The following is a 19762-nucleotide window of genomic DNA, read 5'->3' as shown; positions in this document are numbered from 1 at the left end:
ATCTTCAAATTACTTAGGTTCAACCAAAAACAAAGGCTGGTCGTATTCTACCGGCGATGCGTTATCAACCAATATTTTCACAATACGGCCCGATACTTCCGATTCTATTTCGTTAAACAGCTTCATTGCTTCGATAATGCAAAGCACGCTGCCGTTGCTTATCTCGTCGCCCACGTTTACAAACAGTGGCTTCTCCGGTGATGCCGAGCGGTAGAACGTACCTATCATCGGCGATTTTATAGTAATATAGTTGCTTGTATCGGCTATAGGTGCAACCGGCTCAGGCGCTGGTGCTACTGCAACCGGGGCGGGGGCTGCTGCTGCTGCAAGTGGAGCCGCAGGCAGGGTAGCATGGTAAACTGCCGGTGCAGCCTCGTTGGTTTTGATCGTGATCTTGAAATCCTTTTGTTCGATGGAAACTTCGTTTACACCCGATTTGGAAACAAAGCGTATAAGATCCTGAATTTGTTTAATATCCATGTTGGAGCTAATTGGTTTTGGATAAAAGTATATATAAAATATGCAAATGTGCGGATATGCAAATGTGCAAATGATTTTTAATGAATATATTATTTAACAAGCACAATTTTAAGATGTTTTAATTTTAAATCTGCATATCTGCACATTTAAAATCTGCACATCTATGAGTTATAGGCCCATTTTAAATAGATAGATCCCCAGGTAAACCCGCCGCCAAAGGCAGCCAGTATGAGGTTATCGCCTTTTTTAAATTTGCTTTCCCATTCCCATAAACACAGCGGGATGGTACCATTGGTGGTATTGCCATAACGCTCTATATTAATAATAACCTTATCGGCACTTATGCCTGTACGGTTAGCGGTTGCATCTATAATACGTTTGTTGGCCTGGTGTGGCACCAGCCACGCAATATCATCAGCAATTAAACTATTGCGCTCCATTACTTCGGCAGCAACATCGGCCATATTGGTAACAGCAAACTTAAATACTGCCTGGCCTTCCTGGTATGCGTAGTGCTCTTTATTATCAACCGTTTCGTGCGACGCCGGGCGAACGGAGCCGCCGGCTTTTTGATAAAGGAGCTGCGCTCCCGAACCATCTGTCTTCAAAATAGAATCCATGATGCCCAAGCCTTCGCTATTGGGCTCAAGTAAGGCGCAGCCGCAGCCATCGCCAAATATAATGCAGGTAGCACGGTCTTCATAATTAATGATAGACGACATTTTATCGCCGCCAACTACCAATACTTTTGTGTGTTTACCACTCTCTATAAATTGCGCTCCTGTAGCCAGCCCAAATAAAAATCCCGAGCAGGCCGCCTGCAGGTCGTACCCCCATGCGTTCTTCGCGCCGATTTTATGAGCCAGTATGTTTGCGGTTGCAGGGAAGGTAAGATCTGGCGTTACGGTGCAAAAAATAATCAGGTCGATTTCCTCTGCGCTTATGCCGCGTTTTTTTAGCAGGCCCTCTACAGCCGGTACGGCCATTTCAGATGTGCCCATTCCTTCGCCTTTCAATATCCTACGTTCCTTGATACCGGTACGGCTCATTATCCACTCGTCGTTGGTTTCCACCATCGTTTCCAGTTCGTGGTTGGTGAGGATATAATCGGGCACGTAACCATTTACTGCGGTAATAGCGGCATGGATCTTACTCATATTTTTTACTGAAAAGCTTGTTTAATTTTATCGATGAGGTTGGTCTCGATCATGTTTTTCGACAAAAGTACCATGTTTTTGATGGCTTCGGGGCTGGAGATACCGTGGCCCACAACAACCGGGGCGTTTACCCCAAGTATAGGGCTGCCTCCGTATTGCTCGTAATTAAAGCGGTCGAAAAACTCGTCTTTCAATCTTTTCTTTAAGGTAATAACGTAGAACGATTCAGCAAGCTTCAATATCACATTACCTGTAAAACCATCGCAAACCACCACATCGTTGTTATCCTCAAAAAGGTCGCGCCCCTCTATATTGCCCACAAAGTTAAATAACTTCGAATCGCGCATTAAAGGGTATGTGGCCTGGGCAAGCAAGTTGCCCTTTTCTTCCTCCTCACCAATGTTCATCAGGGCGATGCGGGGATTTGGAATATTGTAAACCGATTCGGCAAGCAGGCTGCCTAAAACACCAAACTGCACAAGCACATCGGGCTTACAATCGGCGTTAGCGCCCACATCCAAAATAATACCCAAACCGCCTTTAAGTTTGGGTACAATGGTTGTCATAGCCGGGCGTATAACACCAGGTATGGTTTTTACGCTAAACATAGCACCTACCAGCATGGCACCGGTATTACCTGCCGATGAAAAAGCTTGTATGCTATTTTCCTTCAGCATTTTAAAGCCCACAGCAATGCTGCTATCGGGCTTTTGCACAATGGCCTTGGTAGGGTGTTCGCCCATGGTGATAACTTCGGTTGTGTGTACAAACTCAAAGTTATCGGGGCTAAAGTTATTTTCCTGAAGAATAGTAACCGCGATATCTCTATCGCCAATAAGCACCAGTTTTTGGCCGGCAGAGAGCACCTTACATGCTTCTATCGCTCCTAAAACGGCCGCCTTGGGGGCGTAATCGCCGCCCATTATATCTAAGCCAATCTTCATTTCAGAAAATTAACTTATACTGCTACTGCTTTCTCAATAAGAATTTTACCGTTGAAGTATACGTTACCATCAACAGTGTAGGCACGGTGTGGCAAATGCACGGCGCCAGTAGTTTGGCAAGTAGTTAAGGTTGGCGCTAACGCTTTATCGTGCGTACGGCGTTTATCTCTTCTCGATTTCGAAATTTTCCTTTTTGGATGTGGCATGATCCTGTTGTTTAATTTACTTTAATTTTTTCAGAGCGTCCCATCTTGGGTCTATTTTCTCTGTTTGTTCGTCATTTACCGATAACTTGTTTAAGCTATCAAGCATTTCCTCGTCGCATTGCTTTCCGTCGCCCTGGTTGCTGCATAAAGCAACAAATGGCATGGCAACGGTAACATATTCATATATCAACCCGGCAATATTGATCTCGTGATCATTTTTACCGAGGGTAATAATTTCATCATCCTCACCCATTTCCTCTTCGCTGAAACGGGCTATCTGTTGCTCTTCAATAGCTATCGGCTGCTGATATTCCGATAAGCATTTATCACAGGTGGCTGTAACCGTTCCGGTGATATCAAAGTTAAGGATCATCATCGTTTCCTGCTTTTCCAGCTCAACCTTGCAAAGCAGGGTGGCTTTTTTAACCAGCGAATACTCAAACTCCTTAAAAAATTCCTCACCAATTTCATATTCAAAAAGGTGTTTACCCAGCTTTAAGCCGGTAAAAGGGATTGCGTATGTCCTTAGCGATTTCAATGAGCAACAATTAGCCCGCAAATGTAGGTAAAAATCCTAAAACTGGAAACTGTTTTTTTTAAATAGAAATGAGGTTATAAACAATGCCCGGCACAGACGCAAGACAATAAGAATTAAGAGGCCGGAAAAAGAAAAATTGGATCAATGAAGATGGCGGATTTGCGACGCTTTTTTTACTTATTTTAGCTTCAAATTTTTTAGTGATGAAAAGAACCCTACTCTTTCTTTCTGTAATTTTGACATTGGCATCGTGCAGTGGCTGGAGCCCGGAATACAAGCAAACCGTAAAAGATACCATCACCACCCGGCTTAAACTAAACCTGCCAGCGGCGGCGGGCACCAAACAGCAAAAAGCCGAGCTTTGCGATTGCATGATAAAGGTATTTGAAAAAACCTATCCCGACGAGCTACCCGCAACCGGCATCCCCAAAGACACCCTGAGGAAAGCGTTTTACCATTGCTGCCCCTGGATACAGAAGATATAGTTCATGGTTGATAGAGGCTGGTTGATGGCTGTTAGCGAAAATACTTATTCACCACTCCCCAACTATATCTTCAGCCTGATGTTTATCTTCTGCAGCAGCCCTGCAAGCCAAACAATTACCAGCGCAAGTATCAATGAGCGGATAAGGCCGCCGGTGCCCTGGTCAAAGTATTGAGGGTAATTAAAATCTGTCATCTGATACATGGGGTAAAATAAATAGGGCAGCAGGTAGCAGGTGAATGTGTTGGTGCCTGCGGGTTCTATCACTTTAAACCAATGGTACTTCTTGCAGGTATCTACCACAAAAACAAATATGGCGTATACAATAAGGCTGATGCCAGTACAGATAAGTACCCACGAAGGCGTATCGCGGGCTTTGGAGATACCGCCGCTAAAGTACCTCACAATAAAGCCCAGGTTAAACAGGATAATGGCGATCAAAAACATGGCCACCCAAAGCATTTTTAATTCGCCGTTTTGCGTAAGCCTGATGTACAGCACCGATACAAAAATGCCTGCCATAGTAAAGGCCTGCATAGCCCCGTTACCAGAGATCCACACGTATTTTTGCACCGGTGCCAGGAAATTAAGCAGCCCAAAGTGGTAATCGATATTAAAAAACATAAAGAAAAGCCAAGCGGCGGCCTGTACCCATAGTGCTCCGTCGGAATAGTGGTAAATAAAGGCGCAAACAAGATAAGACCAGCCAATTAATCCCAATATACCCCACCACGTTAAATGCAGCCAGGAGTGCCCGGGGTCGGAGCTTTTATATACGATACATACCAGTATAAGCAAGGCAATGCCAAAGCCCTGGCATAAATAGCGCTTAACAAGCGAGGTGGTTTTGCTGTAATCGATAAAAATAAAAAAGAAGCTGAAAGTGGCCAGGCTGTCCCAAACAGGGCGGGGCAAAATGGCGTGTGCCTCGTCGTAAGTTTCCATATTGGCATGGAAAAAACCGATAAATATTAAGGCGAAAGAGCGCGTGATAATGCGCATCGGTATTTTGGAGTCCTCCTTTTTCGACCGGTGTTCAAAAGCGTATGGGATGGCCAACCCCACAATAAATAAAAAGGCAGGAAATATCGTATCGGCTAATCCTAATCCATCGGCATTTACAGCTGCGTGCTTGAGCCATTCGGGCGTATTGGGTACGCCGTCGAGATCATTCACGAAGATCATCAGGAACATGGTAACCGCACGAAACGCATCAATTGACCTGATGCGGTTAATTAAATTACTCATTAAACAGGGAAATGTTTTTTAGAGATAAATGTTTTAAATAAACGGCAATTTGTTTAAAACAGTATCGCTAACCGGTGCTTTAGTCCCTGTCTCGGCTCAGTTTGCTAAATAAAAGTGGATTTTCGTTTAGCTCGGCTGTTTCGCGGCGATGCTTAATAACATGCAAAGCAGTGAACAATGCCTCGCGGAACGAGATCTCTGATGCCATGTTTTTACCGGCAATATCGTACGCGGTACCATGATCTGGCGATGTGCGCACAAAGCTCAGCCCAGCGGTATAATTAACACCCGATTCAAACGCGATCTGCTTAAAGGGGATAAGCCCCTGGTCGTGATACATGGCCAATACGGCATCAAACTGCAGGTAGGTGCCATTGGCAAAAAAACCATCGGCAGCGTACGGTCCAAACGCCAAAACATCATGCGCGCGTGCTTCCTCAATGGCCGGGATAATTACGTCTTTCTCTTCAGAACCTATCAGCCCGTTATCGCTGGCGTGGGGGTTTAGGCCCAAAACCGCAATTTTGGGTTTGCGGATCCAAAAATCATCGCGCAGGCTGCTGTGCATCAGCTTTAGCTTGGCAATAATTTTTTCGGTAGTGATACTTTCAGAGATCTTTGATACCGGGATATGGCCGGTTACAACACCAACGCGCAGGGTTTCGCTCACCAAAAACATTAGCGATTCTTCCGCGCTATCGCGCGATTGCAGGTACTCGGTATGGCCGGGGAAGTTAAAATCCTCGTTTTGGATATTGTCTTTATTGATCGGTGCCGTAACCAGGCCATCTATCATACCGCTCAGCAGGTCGTCGGTGGCACGTTGCAGGGACAGGTAGGCATATTTACCGCCGTCGGCTGTAACCGTACCGGGTTCTATGCGCACATCTTCTTCCCAGCAATTGATCATGTTGGCACGTTTTGCAATTGATTGCGATGCATCGCCTACCACATTAAAATTCAGCTCGTTGATATGCGTAGCTCGGCGATGGAAAGATGCCACTTTGGTATGCCCGTAAACAATGGGGGTGCAGTAATCGTATATTTTTGCATCGGCCAGGGTTTTGATGATTATCTCTAATCCAATACCGTTAACATCGCCAATACTTATGCCTATTTTAGGTTTATCGCTCATGATTTTATGATTTCACCGATTATAGCTTCTGATTTCACCGATTATCGAGGTTCACAAGTTGATTTGCGAAACAATTTATTAGGTGGAAAGGCTTAATCGACTGTTATAATTGCTTTAAGCTTTGCGCTTTAGGCATTCTACTTAATATGCAAATAAAAAGATTTTAAGTTTATAATTCCTTAATAAAGCGCAAATATGCCTTAATTTGCTTAAATATACTTGCATAATGACATTAGTAAGAGCAAAAAAACATTTAGGCCAACACTTTCTTACTGATAAAAATATGGCGCAAAAAATTGTGGAGAGCCTGCGCCCGGCTGATAAATACAAACAGGTGCTGGAGGTTGGCCCAGGCATGGGCATCCTGTCGGATTTTCTGCTTCAGAAGCCGGAATACGAGGTTTTTTTGATCGATATAGATACCGAATCTTACACGTTCCTGCAAAAGAAATACCCTGCCTTAGGTACGCATTTGATCAATGCCGATTTTCTTGAGCTGGACTTCCCGGCCACTTTTCAGCCGCAAATGGCAGTTATTGGCAATTTCCCCTACAATATATCCTCACAGATACTTTTTAAGATCCTTGATAATCGTAAACAGGTTGTGGAGGTGGTAGGCATGTTCCAAAAAGAAGTGGCCGAGCGCTGCGCCAGCAAACCGGGCAGTAAGGAGTATGGCATCCTGAGCGTTTTTTTGCAGGCTTATTACAAAGTAGAGTACCTTTTTACTGTGAAAGCCGGTGTGTTTAACCCGCCGCCAAAGGTATTATCTGCCGTTATCCGCCTAACCCGCAACGAAACCGAAACCCTTGGCTGCGATGAAAAACTGTTTTGGCAGGTGGTGAAGGCCGGTTTTAATCAGCGCCGCAAAACGTTGCGCAACGCCTTGTCGTCCCTTATCAACAAAGAAAAGATGACCGAAAACAAAATGCTGGACCTGCGTGCCGAGCGTTTAAACGTGGAAGATTTTGTGAAATTGACGAATCAGATAACCGTGAATAAATAAGAAGTGTCTCATTTAATTGTTGCTTTTGCTCAATTGATAGCGAAGTACGCTACCGTTTCCATCAAATCTATCGAGGAGATCTCCATCGTGGAATCGTACGGTTATTCAAAGGCGTTCTTCGACGAAATAGGGAGCGCGATTACACCTTCCGAGATCGATGAACTTAAACAAACAAAAAATGCTATCGGCACGAATGAGTTCGATAGCATTTTTCTTTGTAATGTTTTAATGCAAGGCCGAAATTACATTGTTCTAATTTACGACTCGGAAGATTTGTATGCACCCACATGGGTATGGGGTATGTTTCCCCGTTAGTAAACTTTAATCTCCACCGGCCCACTGATGCCCTGCGATTTCTTCACCGAATCGGCCATACGTTTTACAAAAAGATAGTTTGCTGTGCCGCCGATAACTGCGCCGACGACGGGTATCAGTCTTTCGGCTGTACGCACGCCAAAGGCCAGCAATAGTTTTTCAGCAACGGTTTCCATTACGGTTTTGGTCATGGCTACGCCCGCTTCTATTTTGAAAGAGGCGGCAACCAAGCCCATAAATTCTTCGAAGGTGATTTTGTAACTGCCGCGGCTGTAGTACATAATGGCCATAGTAACCCTGAACTGCTGGGTAATAAGATTCACAAAATCCACAGGCATACCCACTACCATGGTAAACACGCCGCCACTACCGGATATGGCACCCGAGCCTGCCGCCAAATATGCGCATTGGTTGATGAACTTATCAAGGCCCATTTTATCCACCCCTTTTTTGATGTTGAGCTGATCTATATGGTCGAAGATCTGTTTAAAGCCGTCGTGCGATAGCTTTTCGGCGTATTGTTTTATATCTGATCGTGTTCTTTTAAAAGGTAGTTTCATTTTGGTTACGGTTTTAAGCTCCGTATATAGGTATATGCTATTTGCGTGCCAGTTTTAAAAGGCGGCAGATGTGGCAGGGAAGGGCCTCACCCTGCCCTCTCCAAAGGAGAGGGTTCAAAAAAGCTTTTAAAGTCTTCTCCTTTGGAGAGGATTTGGCTACGATTTGAAGGTGGATCGCATATGCCCTTCGTCATCCAATAAACACATCTGTGGCGAATGTTAAGTAATCATAAGCAATTTCTTAATTTTGTCTTCTTCAAATTCAAAGCATTGAAAAACAATATTCTTATCGTTGATGATATCCACCCCATATTTATTGAACGTGCCGACGCTGCCGGTTACACCTGCGATTATCAGCCAACCATCAAAACCGACGAAGCTATTGGCATATTAAACCGTTACGACGGATTGGTGATCCGTTCCAAATTCCAGGTGGATAAGGCCGTGATAGACCTGGCACCAAACCTGCGCTTTATTTGCCGCGCCGGGGCCGGGATGGATAATATCGATGAGGATTACGCTATCAAACGGAACATCACTCTTATCAACGCACCCGAAGGAAACTCTGATGCCGTAGGCGAACATGCCATCGGTTTGTTGCTGTCGCTGATGAACAATATCAACATTGCCGATGCGCAGATCCGCGCGGGCAGCTGGCAGCGCGAGGCAAACCGGGGCTACGAACTGAAAGGTAAAACTATCGGCATCATTGGTTACGGGCATATGGGGCAAAGCTTTGCACGCAAGCTATCTGGTTTCCAGGTAGGAGTGCTGGCCTATGATAAATACAAAACCGGCTTTAGCGATAAATATGCCCGGGAAGTAAGCATGGAAGAAATTGTAAAACATGCCGATGTGCTAAGTTTGCATATTCCGCTCACGCGCGAAACCAATGGACTTATAGATGACGAGTTTTTGTTCCACTTTAAAAACCCCTTCTTTTTGATCAACACCTCCCGCGGCAAGGTGGTAAAAACAAGCGCCGTTTTAAATGCCATTAAACAAAATAAAATAATAGGCGCCGGGCTTGATGTGCTGGAAGTTGAAAAATTCCCGGCCCTGGGAGAGCAACTTTGGTTTGATGAGTTGCGCCAATCGGGCAAGGTGATCCTGAGTCCCCACGTCGCCGGGTGGACGTTTGACAGCTACCGCAAAATAAGCGAAGTAATGGCTGAAAAGCTGGTTGCGTTGCCGCTGAGTGGTGAATAGGGAGTGGTGGGTGGTTGCTTAGGCACAATTAACAAAATCATTTTCAACTGCCGCTACAAAAATCGGTGCAATCCCTTCTCCATCGGTGGAATCCCAACAATAAATTTGGATATTAAAACTTAATTACCTTATCTTCGTTTTACACTAAACAAGACTATGCAGGCCCGGCCGACGTAGTCTTGTTTGTTTTTAAGGCCATCACGCTCTTCTATTTGTTAGAAATAGTAGGGCGGTTTTTTTTGGCGCTCAACGTAAATAAATTTTATTATTAGTACAATGGCAGATGTTTCTTACTACACCAAAGAAGGTTTAGAAAAATTAAAAGAAGAATTACAAAGGTTAAAAACCACCGGCAGGTCTGATATATCAAAACAAATTGCGGAGGCACGCGATAAAGGCGACCTGTCTGAAAACGCGGAATACGATGCCGCTAAAGAAGCACAGGGTTTGCACGAAGCCAAGATTGCCCAGATGTCGGAAACGCTGGCAAACGCCCGTTTACTGGATGAATCTAAACTGGATGTATCTAAAGTGCTGGCATTATCTATCGTAAAAATAAAGAACCTGAAGAACGGCGCTACCATGAGCTACCAGCTGGTTTCTGAGAGCGAAGCGGATATGAAAACCGGTAAAATATCGGTAGCATCGCCTATCGCTAAGGGCCTTTTAGGCAAAAAGGTAGGCGAAACCATCGAGATAACCGTACCTGCCGGTAAAATTGAATTTGAGATACTGGAAGTTAGCAGGTAGTTTACAATTAGTGAATGAGTGATTTTTGAATGAGCGAACAGCGCAATTCATTAAATCACTAATTCACTAATTCACTCCCTCAAAAATCACTCATTACCCATGACTATCTTTTCAAAAATAATAGCAGGCGAAATACCGGCCCATAAAGTTGCCGAAACGGATGATTTTTTGGCATTTTTAGATATCAGCCCGCTGGCCGAAGGGCATGTGCTGGTGATCCCTAAAAAAGAGGTGGATTATATTTTCGACCTGGATGATACAACATACAACGAGTTGCAGATCTTCACCAAGATTGTAGCTATCGGTGTAAAAAAAGCTATCCCCTGCAAAAAAGTGGGTGTTGCGGTTATCGGGCTGGAAGTTCCCCATGCACACATCCACTTAATACCGATGAACCGTGTGGACGATATGAATTTTGCCCGTCCCAAACTATCCCCAAGCCAGGAGGAATTGACTGCTACAGCCGAGAAAATAAGAGAAGCGCTGAAGGTAGTTACGAACGAAGAGTAGGCGCTAAAATATTCAATAAAAACCCGTCGTCATGTTGGATTTATTTCAACACCCCATCATAAAGGTAGCCGCTATACTTAATCGACTTGCAACATGAATACCTGTCCCGTGGGGTTCTGAAACAAGTTCAGAATGACGGTTTTAAATTTTTCTGCGCGAATTTATATATCCATTATCTCCTTCTTCTTTTTACTGCGGAGCCGTTTCGGCACAAAATTTAGGATCTCGTTTTTTAAGGCCTCTATCATTCGCCTTTTCAGAAAGTTACGGTGCATTACAATGCTTACTTCGCGGGCGGGCTCGGGGCTTTTAAAATAGCGTACTTTGTCCAGTTGTTTTTCGTTCAGATCGGCAAGAGCAAGCTCGGGCAAAATGGTGGCGCCATTGTTCATATCCACCATTCGCTTAAGGGTTTCCACGCTGCCGGTATTGTACTCAAAATGCTGGTACCCCTTGGTGGCTTTGCGGCGCTGGCAAATGTTTAACACCTGCTCGCGCATGCAGTGCCCCTCGTTCAGCACCCAGATCTCCTCCATATCAATATCCTCCGGTACGATGTTCTTCTTTTTAGATAGCTTGCTGTTTTTTGATACGTAGGCCACAAAATTCTCATAAAATACCGGCACCTCAGTAAGGCTGGTTTCATGCAGCGGGGTGGATAGTATACCACAATCCAGCGTACCCAATTTAAGCTGCTGGATAATCAGCTCGGTGGTTTGTTCCCAAACGATCAGCTTCACCCCCGGGTATTTCTCTACAAAGCCTTGTATGATCTTTGGCAGTATGTACGGGGCAACAGTAGGGATAATGCCCACCTTCAGCTCCCCCGAAAGCTCTTTTTGCCTGTCGCTGATGATCTCTTTGATCTTCTCGCTTTCGGCGAGTAATATCCGTGCCTGTGCGATGATCTCGCTGCCAATTTCTGTAGGGATCACTGGCTGCTTGCTGCGGTCGAACAGTTTCACGCCCAGGGTATCCTCCAGTTTTTGTACCTGCATACTTAGCGTAGGTTGGGTTACAAAACATTTGTCGGCCGCGCCTACAAAGCTTCGGTAGGTATCAACGGCTATAATATATTCCAGTTGTGTAATGGTCATCTTGTTTGAATAGATATAAACTATGCAAAACTAATAAAAATATTGTTTTTATCTATAACCCTTAATTTAGATTTGAGATTGAGATAAAGCTACAAAGCAAAGGGGCCGCTTTGGTTTCCCACAGCGGCCCCTCTTATCAGCAAAACATGAAACTTCTTGTCTCACATCTCACATCTCAAATAATCTATCTTACTCTACCGTTACCGATTTCGCCAGATTCCTCGGCTGATCTACATTACAGCCGCGAAGCACCGCTATGTGGTAAGCAAGTAACTGCAGGGGTATGGTAGCCAGCAGCGGCACAAAGGCCTCGCCTGTTTGGGGTATCTCTATCACATATTCGGCCATTTCTTTTACATCAGTATCTCCTTCGGATACGATGGCAATAACATGCCCGCCACGTGCCTTTACTTCCTGTATATTGCTCACTACCTTTTCATACGAAGAATTTTGTGTGGCGATGAATATCACCGGCATATCGGCATCAATCAGGGCTATGGGGCCGTGTTTCATTTCGGCAGCCGGGTAACCTTCCGCGTGAATGTAGGAGATCTCCTTGAGCTTTAAAGCACCCTCCAGTGCAACAGGGAAGGAGCTTCCCCTGCCGAGGAATAAGCAGTTTGGCGAATCTTTAAAACGCTCGGCAATAAGTTTCACCTGGTCGTTGGTTTTTAAGGCCCGCGTAACCAGGTCGGGTATCTCGTTCAGCTCGGTAAGGTATTCCACCAGTTTACCCTGGGTGATGGTGCCCCTTTGCTGCGCAATGTAAAACGCAATTAAAGTTAATACCGTAACCTGTGCCGTAAATGCTTTGGTAGACGCAACACCAATCTCGGGGCCGGCATGGGTATAAACTCCCGCGTGGGTAAGCCTCGGTATAGAAGCACCCACCACATTGCAAATACCAAATATGGTTGCACCGCGCTCTTTGGCCAGTTCTATGGCAGCCATGGTATCAGCCGTTTCGCCGGATTGCGAAATGGCAATTACCAGGTCCTTAGATGTGATAATAGGGTTGCGATACCTAAATTCAGATGCGTATTCAACCTCTACAGGCACGCGCGCGTATTCTTCTATCAGGTACTCTCCAACGAGGCCGGCATGCCATGATGTGCCGCAGGCTACAATGATAATACGGTCGATATTTTTCAGTTTCTCCACATACTCTTTGATGCCCCCTAATTGTACCAATCCTTTTGTCGGATAAATACGCCCCCGCAGGCAATCGCGGATAGAGCGCGGCTGCTCGTAGATCTCCTTCATCATAAAGTGGTCGTAGCCGCCTTTTTCCAGCATCTCCAGCTTTAAAGAAAGCTCTTGTATGTACGGGGTTTGCACCGTATTGTCGATGTTTTTGATCAGCAGGTCGTCGCGCTTAATGTAGGCGATCTCGTTATCATTTAAATAAATAACATTCTTGGTGTATTCCACTATTGGCGTAGCATCCGAAGCAATAAAGTATTCGCCTTTACCAACTCCAATTACCATGGGGCTGCCTTTACGGGCGGCGATCAGTTCATCGGGGGTGTCGGCGCTCATAATTACAATAGCGTATGCACCAACCACGCGGTTAAGGGCAAGGCGCACAGATTCCTGCAGACCTAACCCCGTAGTTTTTTGAATATCCTCCACCAGGTGGATCAGTACTTCTGTATCGGTATCACTTTTAAAAGTATGCCCTTTAGCTGTCAGCGCCTCTTTAAGCACCACATAATTTTCAATGATCCCGTTATGGATGATGGTAAGCTTGCGGTCGGCCGATGAGTGAGGGTGCGAATTACGGTCGCTTGGTGCGCCGTGAGTGGCCCAGCGCGTGTGGCCCATACCTGCAGTAGCAGTAAGTGTAAGGCCTTTTACAAAGTTCTCCAGATCGCTAACCTTACCGGCTTTTTTATAAACCTTCAGGCCTTTATCTGCAAGGGCTATACCGGCGCTGTCGTAGCCGCGGTATTCCAGCCTGTGTAAACCTTTTATTATAATAGGATATGCATCCCGGTAACCTATATAACCAACTATACCGCACATATATTAAAGTTTAGATGTATCGCCGTAAAAATAATCTTAATACAGCAAAATCCATGTCTATTACTTAATAAACATGGATTTTGCGGATAAGTTGTGCTGGCTATTGATTTATCTTGGTGTAGATAATATTGAGCTTGATGCGCGAAGGCGAGTTTTTAGCCGGCGTTATAGTACGCTCGGCATACGTTGCTGTGGGGTTGATGTTTATCAGCGTAGCAAGCGTAGGGTCTACCGGCGCTATGTAGGTGCCGTAGTCTACCGTTTTACCTCTAACAAGGTCCTGAATGTAGGCTGTAACCAGGAAATGGTATTCGCCGTTTGCCTTGTTGTAAAAACCGCTGAAGAACGATGGCCCGTTAACCCCTCTCGGGTCGCTTGTTGACGCATCCTGTATCCTGATCCGCTGTTTTGCCAGATCGAGCTGATACATGGTAAGCCTGCTTAATGCTGCAAAAGGAACCGTTGTACCCGGTGCCGCCTTAATAACTAATTCTGCACGGTTAATAATCACGTCGCCCCCAACGGATGCAAACGTACTTTTAATATTTGGAAATTCTACCTTGGCCCTTAAACCGGCAAGCCCTTGCAGGTAGATGAGTCCGTCTGTTGAGGTTTTATTTAAAGAAGCTTGTACCTTAGCACTGTAGGTATGCTTAATAGATGCCATATGGCTGCCTGTAGATACCGGTAATGATATTAGCGTTGTATCTATAACGCCCGCGTTATTCGCTTTAAAATAAACAGCTATACGGGCAGAATCCATCGACAACATAAGATTACCGCCCGGCCCGGTGGTGCCTGCTTTATCAAGCGTAAGGTAAATCCCTTTTATATTATTTTGAAACGCAAGGGTAGACGAACGAACCGTGGTAGGCCCTTCAAAAAAATTACCCCCGCCAATAAAATCAGGATTAATTGGAATCCGAATTTGAGGGGACACCTTTTTTAAAGTATCGTTGCCGCCTTTTACAACATCAACTATTTTGATAGTATCGTGTGAGCGCGCGGTAAAAGTTTTTGTACCCAATAATGTAGGAGAGTAGTCCCACTGTTTGATATTATAGTAAGTTTGGGAAACGTACTTTTCGTTTAATTGGTGAACATTTATTTTGTATTTGGACGTAAGTGAATCGCCGTAAAACCCTGATGATGCGTATGGTAGCACCAATAACACAGAATCGATACTGATTGTACCAGTAGGCAGTGTATAAGCCACGCCGCCGGGTAAAGTTAGCTGTGCAGCAATATTAGATTCTGTTACGCCAAACTCAGGGTCCTTAAAGTAAGAAAGTGGCGTTCTAAAAAGGGCCGATGTAACTACAGAGTCTTCTAAAACATTGGTTACGACTATGTTAGTATCGGCAAGCAAGGTTCCGTTAAGCTGGTTTCCGGCATCAACACCTAAACCTATGCCGTCCTGGTTTTTACAGCTACTCAAAATAAAAAGACTTATTAACAGGGTTAATAAGCCTAATTTGTAAAATTTCATATATAGTTTTAAAGCTTATGCAACATGCACCAATTCGTCGCTGGTGATTTCGTCGTAAAAATTGTAATAATTTTCGTAATCTGCAGTGGAAACGTAATCCAACACCGATTTATTGCTGTTTTTAACATTATTTAACACATCACCATTGATGTTTTCGCTGGCCAGTACAATACCATCGCTGTATTGTATAGCACCCGCATACATGGCCGAGTTGGTACCTTCTTTGTATACTTCGGTATGTGCTTCTGTCATATCGCCCATAACGGCTTTACGTGCAAAATCAGCATCCATTTTTTCAGTAAACTCGTTTTCGTAAATAGAGTAAACCACTTTTGAGTTTTTAAAGGTAGGGTCGTCTTTGTACGTGGTTTTTAAATACGCAGGCACCAAAGCACTCATCCAGCCATGGCAATGGATCACATCCGGTGCCCAGCCCAGTTTCTTAACGGTTTCTAACGCACCTTTACAAAAGAAGATCATGCGCTCGTCGTTATCGGCATAAAATTTACCGTCTTTATCGGCAAATACATGCTTACGCTGAAAATATTCTTCGTTATCTAAAAAGTAAACCTGCATACGTGCTGCCGGGATAGATGCTACTTTTATAATCAGCGGGTTATCATTATCGTTGATAATAATATTCATCCCTGATAAACGGATAACTTCATGTAAACGGTTCCTGCGCTCATTGATATTCCCGAAACGCGGCATTAAAATGCGTATTTCGTAACCTTTTTCCTGCATTGCTTGCGGAAGCTGGCGTGTTATTTCGGCAATTTTTGTGAGTTCGAGGAAAGGAGACATTTCATGAGTTATGAACAAAAGCTTAGATTTACCCATCACTAAATCAGAATTTTAAAATGTAAAGAAGTCAAAAAATTTGAGTCTGCAAATATAAGCATTATTATATCAACTGGCAACCAATAATGCAAGCCTATTTGGTAATTTTTAATCTATTGCCCACCTTTAGCAAATTTTTCCAGCCAAAAATCAATTGAAAATATTCAGCACCCGAAGCGAAATTCAGCAATATTTAGCCTCGTTAAACGGCAAAACCGTTGGCTTTGTACCCACATTGGGCGCGTTGCACCGCGGCCATATTTCGTTAATAGAACAAGCCAAAGCCGGCAACGACGTAGTTGTTTGCAGCATTTTTGTGAACCCAACACAGTTTACCGACCCAAAAGACCTGGAGAACTACCCGCGCCCTATAGCCACCGATATAAGCAAACTGGAGGCTGCGGAATGCGATATTTTGTTCCATCCGCCCGTGTCAGAAATTTATGATGATAATGAGCATTGGCATTTAAACATAGGCCCGCTGGAGTTTTTGCTGGAGGGTGAGTTTCGCCCCGGGCATTACCAGGGGGTAACGCAGGTAGTTTATAAACTGCTTGATATTGTAAAGCCAACCAGGCTTTATTTAGGGCAAAAAGATTATCAGCAATTTATGGTGATAAGCCGGATGGTTGAATTACTTAAGATCCCTGTACAGCTGGTAATGTGCCCCATAGAGCGCGAACCAGGCGGCCTGGCCATGAGCTCGCGAAATATCCATTTAACGGCTGATGACCGGCAGCATTCGCTTATCTTATCGAAAACTTTAAACTGGCTTAAAGCCAATTTTGATGTAAACAAAATTTTTCAGTTAGAGCAGGATGCCATGGCCATGCTACAAAGCGAACCCGGCGTTGAGCCCGAATACATTGAAATTGCCGACGGCAAAACGCTGCTGCCTGCCGATGAAAGCTCCACATCAATAATTGCGCTTACCGCGGCACGGGTAGGCAAAACCCGGCTGATAGATAACGTGGTGATACGGTAGTTGATAGTAAATGGATCATAGTTCATAGCCGCTCAGTAATAAGATACTGACCTTATGGCACTCAGTCCTCAAAACTAATATCATCTATGAACCATCAGTCATGAACTATTAGCTATTGACCACGGACTAAAAATACTCGTATCTTTGCACCGTCATTTTTAGGTTGCCGCTTTGTTGCACATGGATAAGTGGTAGGATTATTGAGAGATGACCGTCAATTATGATTATCGAGATTTTAAAATCAAAGCTCCATCGCGTTAAGGTAACACAGGCCGAACTGAATTACGTTGGCAGTATTACCATAGATGAAGACCTGATAGAAGCCGCCAATATTATACCCAACGAAAAGGTACAGATAGTAAACAACAATAACGGCGCCCGCTTTGAAACTTATGTGATAAAGGGCGAACGCGGCAGCGGTACAGTATGCCTTAACGGCGCAACCGCGAGGCTGGCGCAGGTAGGCGATATCATCATCATTATGAGTTACGCTTACATGGAAGCCGAAGAAGCGCGCAGTTACGAGCCCATTTTGATCTTCCCGGACGCCAATAACAAATTAATTAAATAAATTAGCGGCTATAAGAAGCCCTTTTTTATTTAATGAAACTGTTTTTTACTTCTCTTTTAACACTCGCCGTATTTGCCGGCTATGCGCAGCAAAATGTGTACTTCCTTAAAAACGGAGGCCGGTACGTAGACAAATTAGATAGCGCCGATTATATGCGGGTGGTAAAACCACCGGATACGGGCTCCACCCTTTATAACGTTTCGGAGTATTATAAAAATGGCAAAGCCAAGGCGATAGGAAAATCCGCTAAGATAGATCCGCCAAGGTATATGGGCCAGTATACCAGCTTTTTTGAAAACGGCAACAGAGAGAGCCTGTACCAATACACTGATAAAGGCCGGGTGGGCAATGGCTTTGAGTTTTATCCCAACGGAAAATTATACCGGTTGATAAAATATCCCGATAGTGTTAAAACCGACAATCATTTTGCAAACGACTACCTTATTATCACCAATCTCGATTCGCTTGGCACATCCCAGGTAGCCGAAGGGCAAGGGTATTACAGGGGCTTTAATAACAAGTTTGCTTATATAGATGAAGAAGGCCCGGTTAGAGATGGCAGGCGCAATGGCACCTGGAAGGGTATTGACAAAAACATGAAGCTTACCTTTACTGAAACATATAAAGATGGCGCGCTGATATCGGGCACCGCTATCGATAGCGCCGGCTTAAGCTCCGCCTATGCCGGCAGCAGGATGACGAGCCCCAAATTCGACGGCGGAACCAAGGCATTTGGCAGCTACCTGGGCAAAAACATTATCTATCCCGATATCGAACGAAAAAACGAAATATACCGCATTGTTGTTTTGCAGTTTGTTGTTGAAAAAGATGGCCGCATTACCGATGTAAGGGTACAAAAATCGGTAAGCCCGGGGTTGGATAAGGAAGCCACGCGGGTAATAAAACGGTCGCCCCTGTGGATCCCCGGAACACGCTTTGGCAAGCCCGTAAGGGTAACCTACGCCGTGCCGGTAAATTTTGTACTGCAGTAATTCCAGTTTACTTTGTCGGGTCGGCGGTAATACCCAGCACCACCCTTAAGCTGGCATCAAGGCTTATTTTGTTCCTCAGCTGGTAAACCATTTTTATGCGCACGCTTTTTTCGCGCACCAGCTCATCTAAAAAGTGGGTGTTATCAATATCCAGCACAATGTTATTGCCGCTGTTTGAGCCTATATCCGTACGCGATGCCACCATCACCTCACCATCTCCGTTTGCTTTGGCCATGTATATTTTTGCCGATACCAGGTTGCCGATGTTAAAATCGGACGGAATAGTGGCTACCATTTTGGCCGAAACGATGTGTACATCGCTTACCCGGGCCCCGTTGTTGCCGTTTTTTGCAAAGTTTTGGTCGAAGCTGTTACCCTGGCTAATGGCCGTGAGGGTGGTGCCGGTAGCAGATGATGCCGGTATAACCAACGTTGCCGTATACGGAAAGCTGGATTTAATGATGGATTGTACGGTGCCGCAGCTTGCGCAGATAAATGCGCACAGGGCAAATAAGATCAATTTTTTTTTCATAGCCTGGGGATGGGTAATAGTATGTATTATTACGTTATAAACGCAAATTAGTTTTACGCAATAGTTAAGCTTGCAAATAGCCCTATTAACATCATGGAAGCCAACAGCCTTATACAAACGCTTAACAATATTACCATATTATCGCCGGCCATACAGCAGGAAATAAAATTGCACTTAATTGAAGAGCGCTTTAACAGGAAAGCCATTATACTAAAAGCCGGCCAGGTATCGCAGCGCATCTACTTTATAAAAGAAGGGTTTATACGGGCCTTCTATCAAAAAAACGGCAGCGATTATACCAGTTGGTTTATGGGGCAGGGCGATATCATCGTATCGGTATACAGTTTCTTCTCCAGGAAGCCATCGTTTGAGAATATCCAGATTTTAGAGAACAGTGTACTGCAATCCATCAATTGGGATCAGTTGCAGCAGCTATACAAAACCTTCCCCGGGTTTAATCTTACAGGCCGGCTCATTACCGAGCAATACTACATAAAAAGCGAAGAGCGATCAATCGCCCTGCAAACGCTAACGGCAAAGCAGCGATACGATGCCCTGCTGCTGGCCTACCCGGGCATTTTGCAAAAAGCCACCTTAGGGCAAATTGCCAGCTACCTCAGCATTAAGCAGGAAACCCTCAGCAGAATAAGGGCAAAAGTTTAGCGATCCTGTTTTTTGACTTTAGTCAA

Annotated in this window: 23 protein-coding genes; 10 read left to right on the top strand and 13 right to left on the bottom strand. The window is 44.7% G+C overall.

The features are described from left to right. Positions 1-9: 9 nt before the first annotated feature. From accB to IDJ77_RS06975, 5 genes are all read right to left on the bottom strand, one after another. Positions 10-480, bottom strand: a complete 471-nt coding sequence (gene accB / locus IDJ77_RS06995; protein ID WP_191188222.1) for an acetyl-CoA carboxylase biotin carboxyl carrier protein — start codon at positions 478-480, stop codon at positions 10-12. Positions 481-641: 161 nt separating this feature from the next. Next, positions 642-1637: a beta-ketoacyl-ACP synthase III gene (locus IDJ77_RS06990; RefSeq protein WP_191188221.1), complete on the bottom strand. Its 996-nt coding sequence runs from the start codon at positions 1635-1637 to the stop codon at positions 642-644. A 5-nt stretch (positions 1638-1642) separates the two neighbouring features. Next, positions 1643-2581: a phosphate acyltransferase PlsX gene (plsX, locus tag IDJ77_RS06985; protein WP_191188220.1), complete on the bottom strand. Its 939-nt coding sequence runs from the start codon at positions 2579-2581 to the stop codon at positions 1643-1645. 14 nt (positions 2582-2595) lie between these two features. After that, on the bottom strand, positions 2596-2787 hold the full coding sequence (gene rpmF / locus IDJ77_RS06980; RefSeq protein ID WP_128533978.1) for a 50S ribosomal protein L32: 192 nt from the start codon (positions 2785-2787) through the stop codon (positions 2596-2598). Between the two features lie 16 nt (positions 2788-2803). Beyond that, a complete protein-coding gene (locus IDJ77_RS06975) occupies positions 2804-3325 on the bottom strand; it encodes a YceD family protein (protein ID WP_191188219.1) in 522 nt (173 codons plus the stop codon). Between the two features lie 203 nt (positions 3326-3528). On the opposite strand from IDJ77_RS06975, the gene IDJ77_RS06970 reads away from it, so the two are divergent. Then, complete coding sequence (locus IDJ77_RS06970; protein WP_191188218.1) at positions 3529-3810, top strand: hypothetical protein; 282 nt, start codon at positions 3529-3531, stop codon at positions 3808-3810. A 62-nt stretch (positions 3811-3872) separates the two neighbouring features. Here the strand turns inward: IDJ77_RS06970 and IDJ77_RS06965 are convergent, their stop codons facing one another. Then, entirely contained in the window at positions 3873-5057 is a 1185-nt protein-coding gene (locus IDJ77_RS06965; RefSeq protein ID WP_191188217.1) for a DUF5009 domain-containing protein, read from the bottom strand. Positions 5058-5136: 79 nt separating this feature from the next. Further along, on the bottom strand, positions 5137-6192 hold the full coding sequence (gene pdxA, locus IDJ77_RS06960) for a 4-hydroxythreonine-4-phosphate dehydrogenase PdxA (protein WP_191188216.1): 1056 nt from the start codon (positions 6190-6192) through the stop codon (positions 5137-5139). Positions 6193-6418: 226 nt separating this feature from the next. Here pdxA and rsmA point away from each other — a divergent pair, with 226 nt between their 5' ends. Next, positions 6419-7198: a 16S rRNA (adenine(1518)-N(6)/adenine(1519)-N(6))-dimethyltransferase RsmA gene (gene rsmA / locus IDJ77_RS06955; RefSeq protein WP_191188215.1), complete on the top strand. Its 780-nt coding sequence runs from the start codon at positions 6419-6421 to the stop codon at positions 7196-7198. 3 nt (positions 7199-7201) lie between these two features. Then, complete coding sequence (locus IDJ77_RS06950; protein ID WP_191188214.1) at positions 7202-7513, top strand: hypothetical protein; 312 nt, start codon at positions 7202-7204, stop codon at positions 7511-7513. On the opposite strand, the gene IDJ77_RS06945 is transcribed toward IDJ77_RS06950, so the two are convergent. After that, entirely contained in the window at positions 7510-8073 is a 564-nt protein-coding gene (locus IDJ77_RS06945; protein WP_191188213.1) for a hypothetical protein, read from the bottom strand. The two genes, IDJ77_RS06950 and IDJ77_RS06945, sit on opposite strands and share 4 nt — an antisense overlap. A 270-nt stretch (positions 8074-8343) precedes the next feature. Here IDJ77_RS06945 and IDJ77_RS06940 point away from each other — a divergent pair, with 270 nt between their 5' ends. The 3 genes from IDJ77_RS06940 to IDJ77_RS06930 all read left to right on the top strand — a co-directional run bounded on the left by IDJ77_RS06940 (position 8344) and on the right by IDJ77_RS06930 (position 10542). Next, positions 8344-9282: a 2-hydroxyacid dehydrogenase gene (locus tag IDJ77_RS06940; protein ID WP_224750998.1), complete on the top strand. Its 939-nt coding sequence runs from the start codon at positions 8344-8346 to the stop codon at positions 9280-9282. A 276-nt stretch (positions 9283-9558) separates the two neighbouring features. Then, positions 9559-10032, top strand: a complete 474-nt coding sequence (greA, locus tag IDJ77_RS06935; protein WP_067188926.1) for a transcription elongation factor GreA — start codon at positions 9559-9561, stop codon at positions 10030-10032. 99 nt (positions 10033-10131) lie between these two features. Next, positions 10132-10542 carry an HIT family protein gene (locus tag IDJ77_RS06930; RefSeq protein WP_191188211.1) on the top strand — a complete coding sequence of 137 codons (411 nt, stop codon included), beginning with the start codon at positions 10132-10134 and terminating at the stop codon, positions 10540-10542. A gap of 161 nt (positions 10543-10703) precedes the next feature. Here IDJ77_RS06930 and IDJ77_RS06925 read toward each other — a convergent pair whose 3' ends face one another. From IDJ77_RS06925 to IDJ77_RS06910, 4 genes are all read right to left on the bottom strand, one after another. Next, positions 10704-11639 (bottom strand): hydrogen peroxide-inducible genes activator, encoded by a 936-nt coding sequence (locus tag IDJ77_RS06925; RefSeq protein ID WP_191188210.1) that lies wholly within the window; start codon positions 11637-11639, stop codon positions 10704-10706. 189 nt (positions 11640-11828) lie between these two features. Then, positions 11829-13664 (bottom strand): glutamine--fructose-6-phosphate transaminase (isomerizing), encoded by a 1836-nt coding sequence (glmS, locus tag IDJ77_RS06920; RefSeq protein WP_191188209.1) that lies wholly within the window; start codon positions 13662-13664, stop codon positions 11829-11831. 100 nt (positions 13665-13764) lie between these two features. After that, the gene (locus IDJ77_RS06915) at positions 13765-15153 is read right to left on the bottom strand and encodes a DUF4270 domain-containing protein (protein ID WP_191188208.1); all 1389 of its coding nucleotides are present in this window, start codon (positions 15151-15153) and stop codon (positions 13765-13767) included. A 15-nt stretch (positions 15154-15168) separates the two neighbouring features. Continuing rightward, on the bottom strand, positions 15169-15993 hold the full coding sequence (locus tag IDJ77_RS06910) for a glycogen/starch synthase (protein ID WP_191188207.1): 825 nt from the start codon (positions 15991-15993) through the stop codon (positions 15169-15171). Positions 15994-16147: 154 nt separating this feature from the next. Here IDJ77_RS06910 and panC point away from each other — a divergent pair, with 154 nt between their 5' ends. From panC to IDJ77_RS06895, 3 genes are all read left to right on the top strand, one after another. Then, the gene (gene panC, locus IDJ77_RS06905; protein WP_191188206.1) at positions 16148-16978 is read left to right on the top strand and encodes a pantoate--beta-alanine ligase; all 831 of its coding nucleotides are present in this window, start codon (positions 16148-16150) and stop codon (positions 16976-16978) included. Positions 16979-17198: 220 nt separating this feature from the next. Beyond that, positions 17199-17549 carry an aspartate 1-decarboxylase gene (gene panD / locus IDJ77_RS06900; protein ID WP_191188205.1) on the top strand — a complete coding sequence of 117 codons (351 nt, stop codon included), beginning with the start codon at positions 17199-17201 and terminating at the stop codon, positions 17547-17549. Positions 17550-17581: 32 nt separating this feature from the next. Next, the gene (locus IDJ77_RS06895) at positions 17582-18541 is read left to right on the top strand and encodes an energy transducer TonB (protein WP_224750997.1); all 960 of its coding nucleotides are present in this window, start codon (positions 17582-17584) and stop codon (positions 18539-18541) included. 7 nt (positions 18542-18548) lie between these two features. On the opposite strand, the gene IDJ77_RS06890 is transcribed toward IDJ77_RS06895, so the two are convergent. After that, positions 18549-19073 carry a hypothetical protein gene (locus IDJ77_RS06890; protein ID WP_191188204.1) on the bottom strand — a complete coding sequence of 175 codons (525 nt, stop codon included), beginning with the start codon at positions 19071-19073 and terminating at the stop codon, positions 18549-18551. A gap of 93 nt (positions 19074-19166) precedes the next feature. On the opposite strand from IDJ77_RS06890, the gene IDJ77_RS06885 reads away from it, so the two are divergent. Continuing rightward, entirely contained in the window at positions 19167-19736 is a 570-nt protein-coding gene (locus tag IDJ77_RS06885; protein ID WP_191188203.1) for a Crp/Fnr family transcriptional regulator, read from the top strand. Positions 19737-19762: the final 26 nt, after the last annotated feature.

It is taken from the genome of Mucilaginibacter pankratovii (assembly GCF_014773265.1).
GTDB lineage: Bacteria > Bacteroidota > Bacteroidia > Sphingobacteriales > Sphingobacteriaceae > Mucilaginibacter > Mucilaginibacter pankratovii.
Note: the sequence above shows the minus strand (reverse complement) of the source record. Positions and strands in the feature narration are given on the sequence as shown.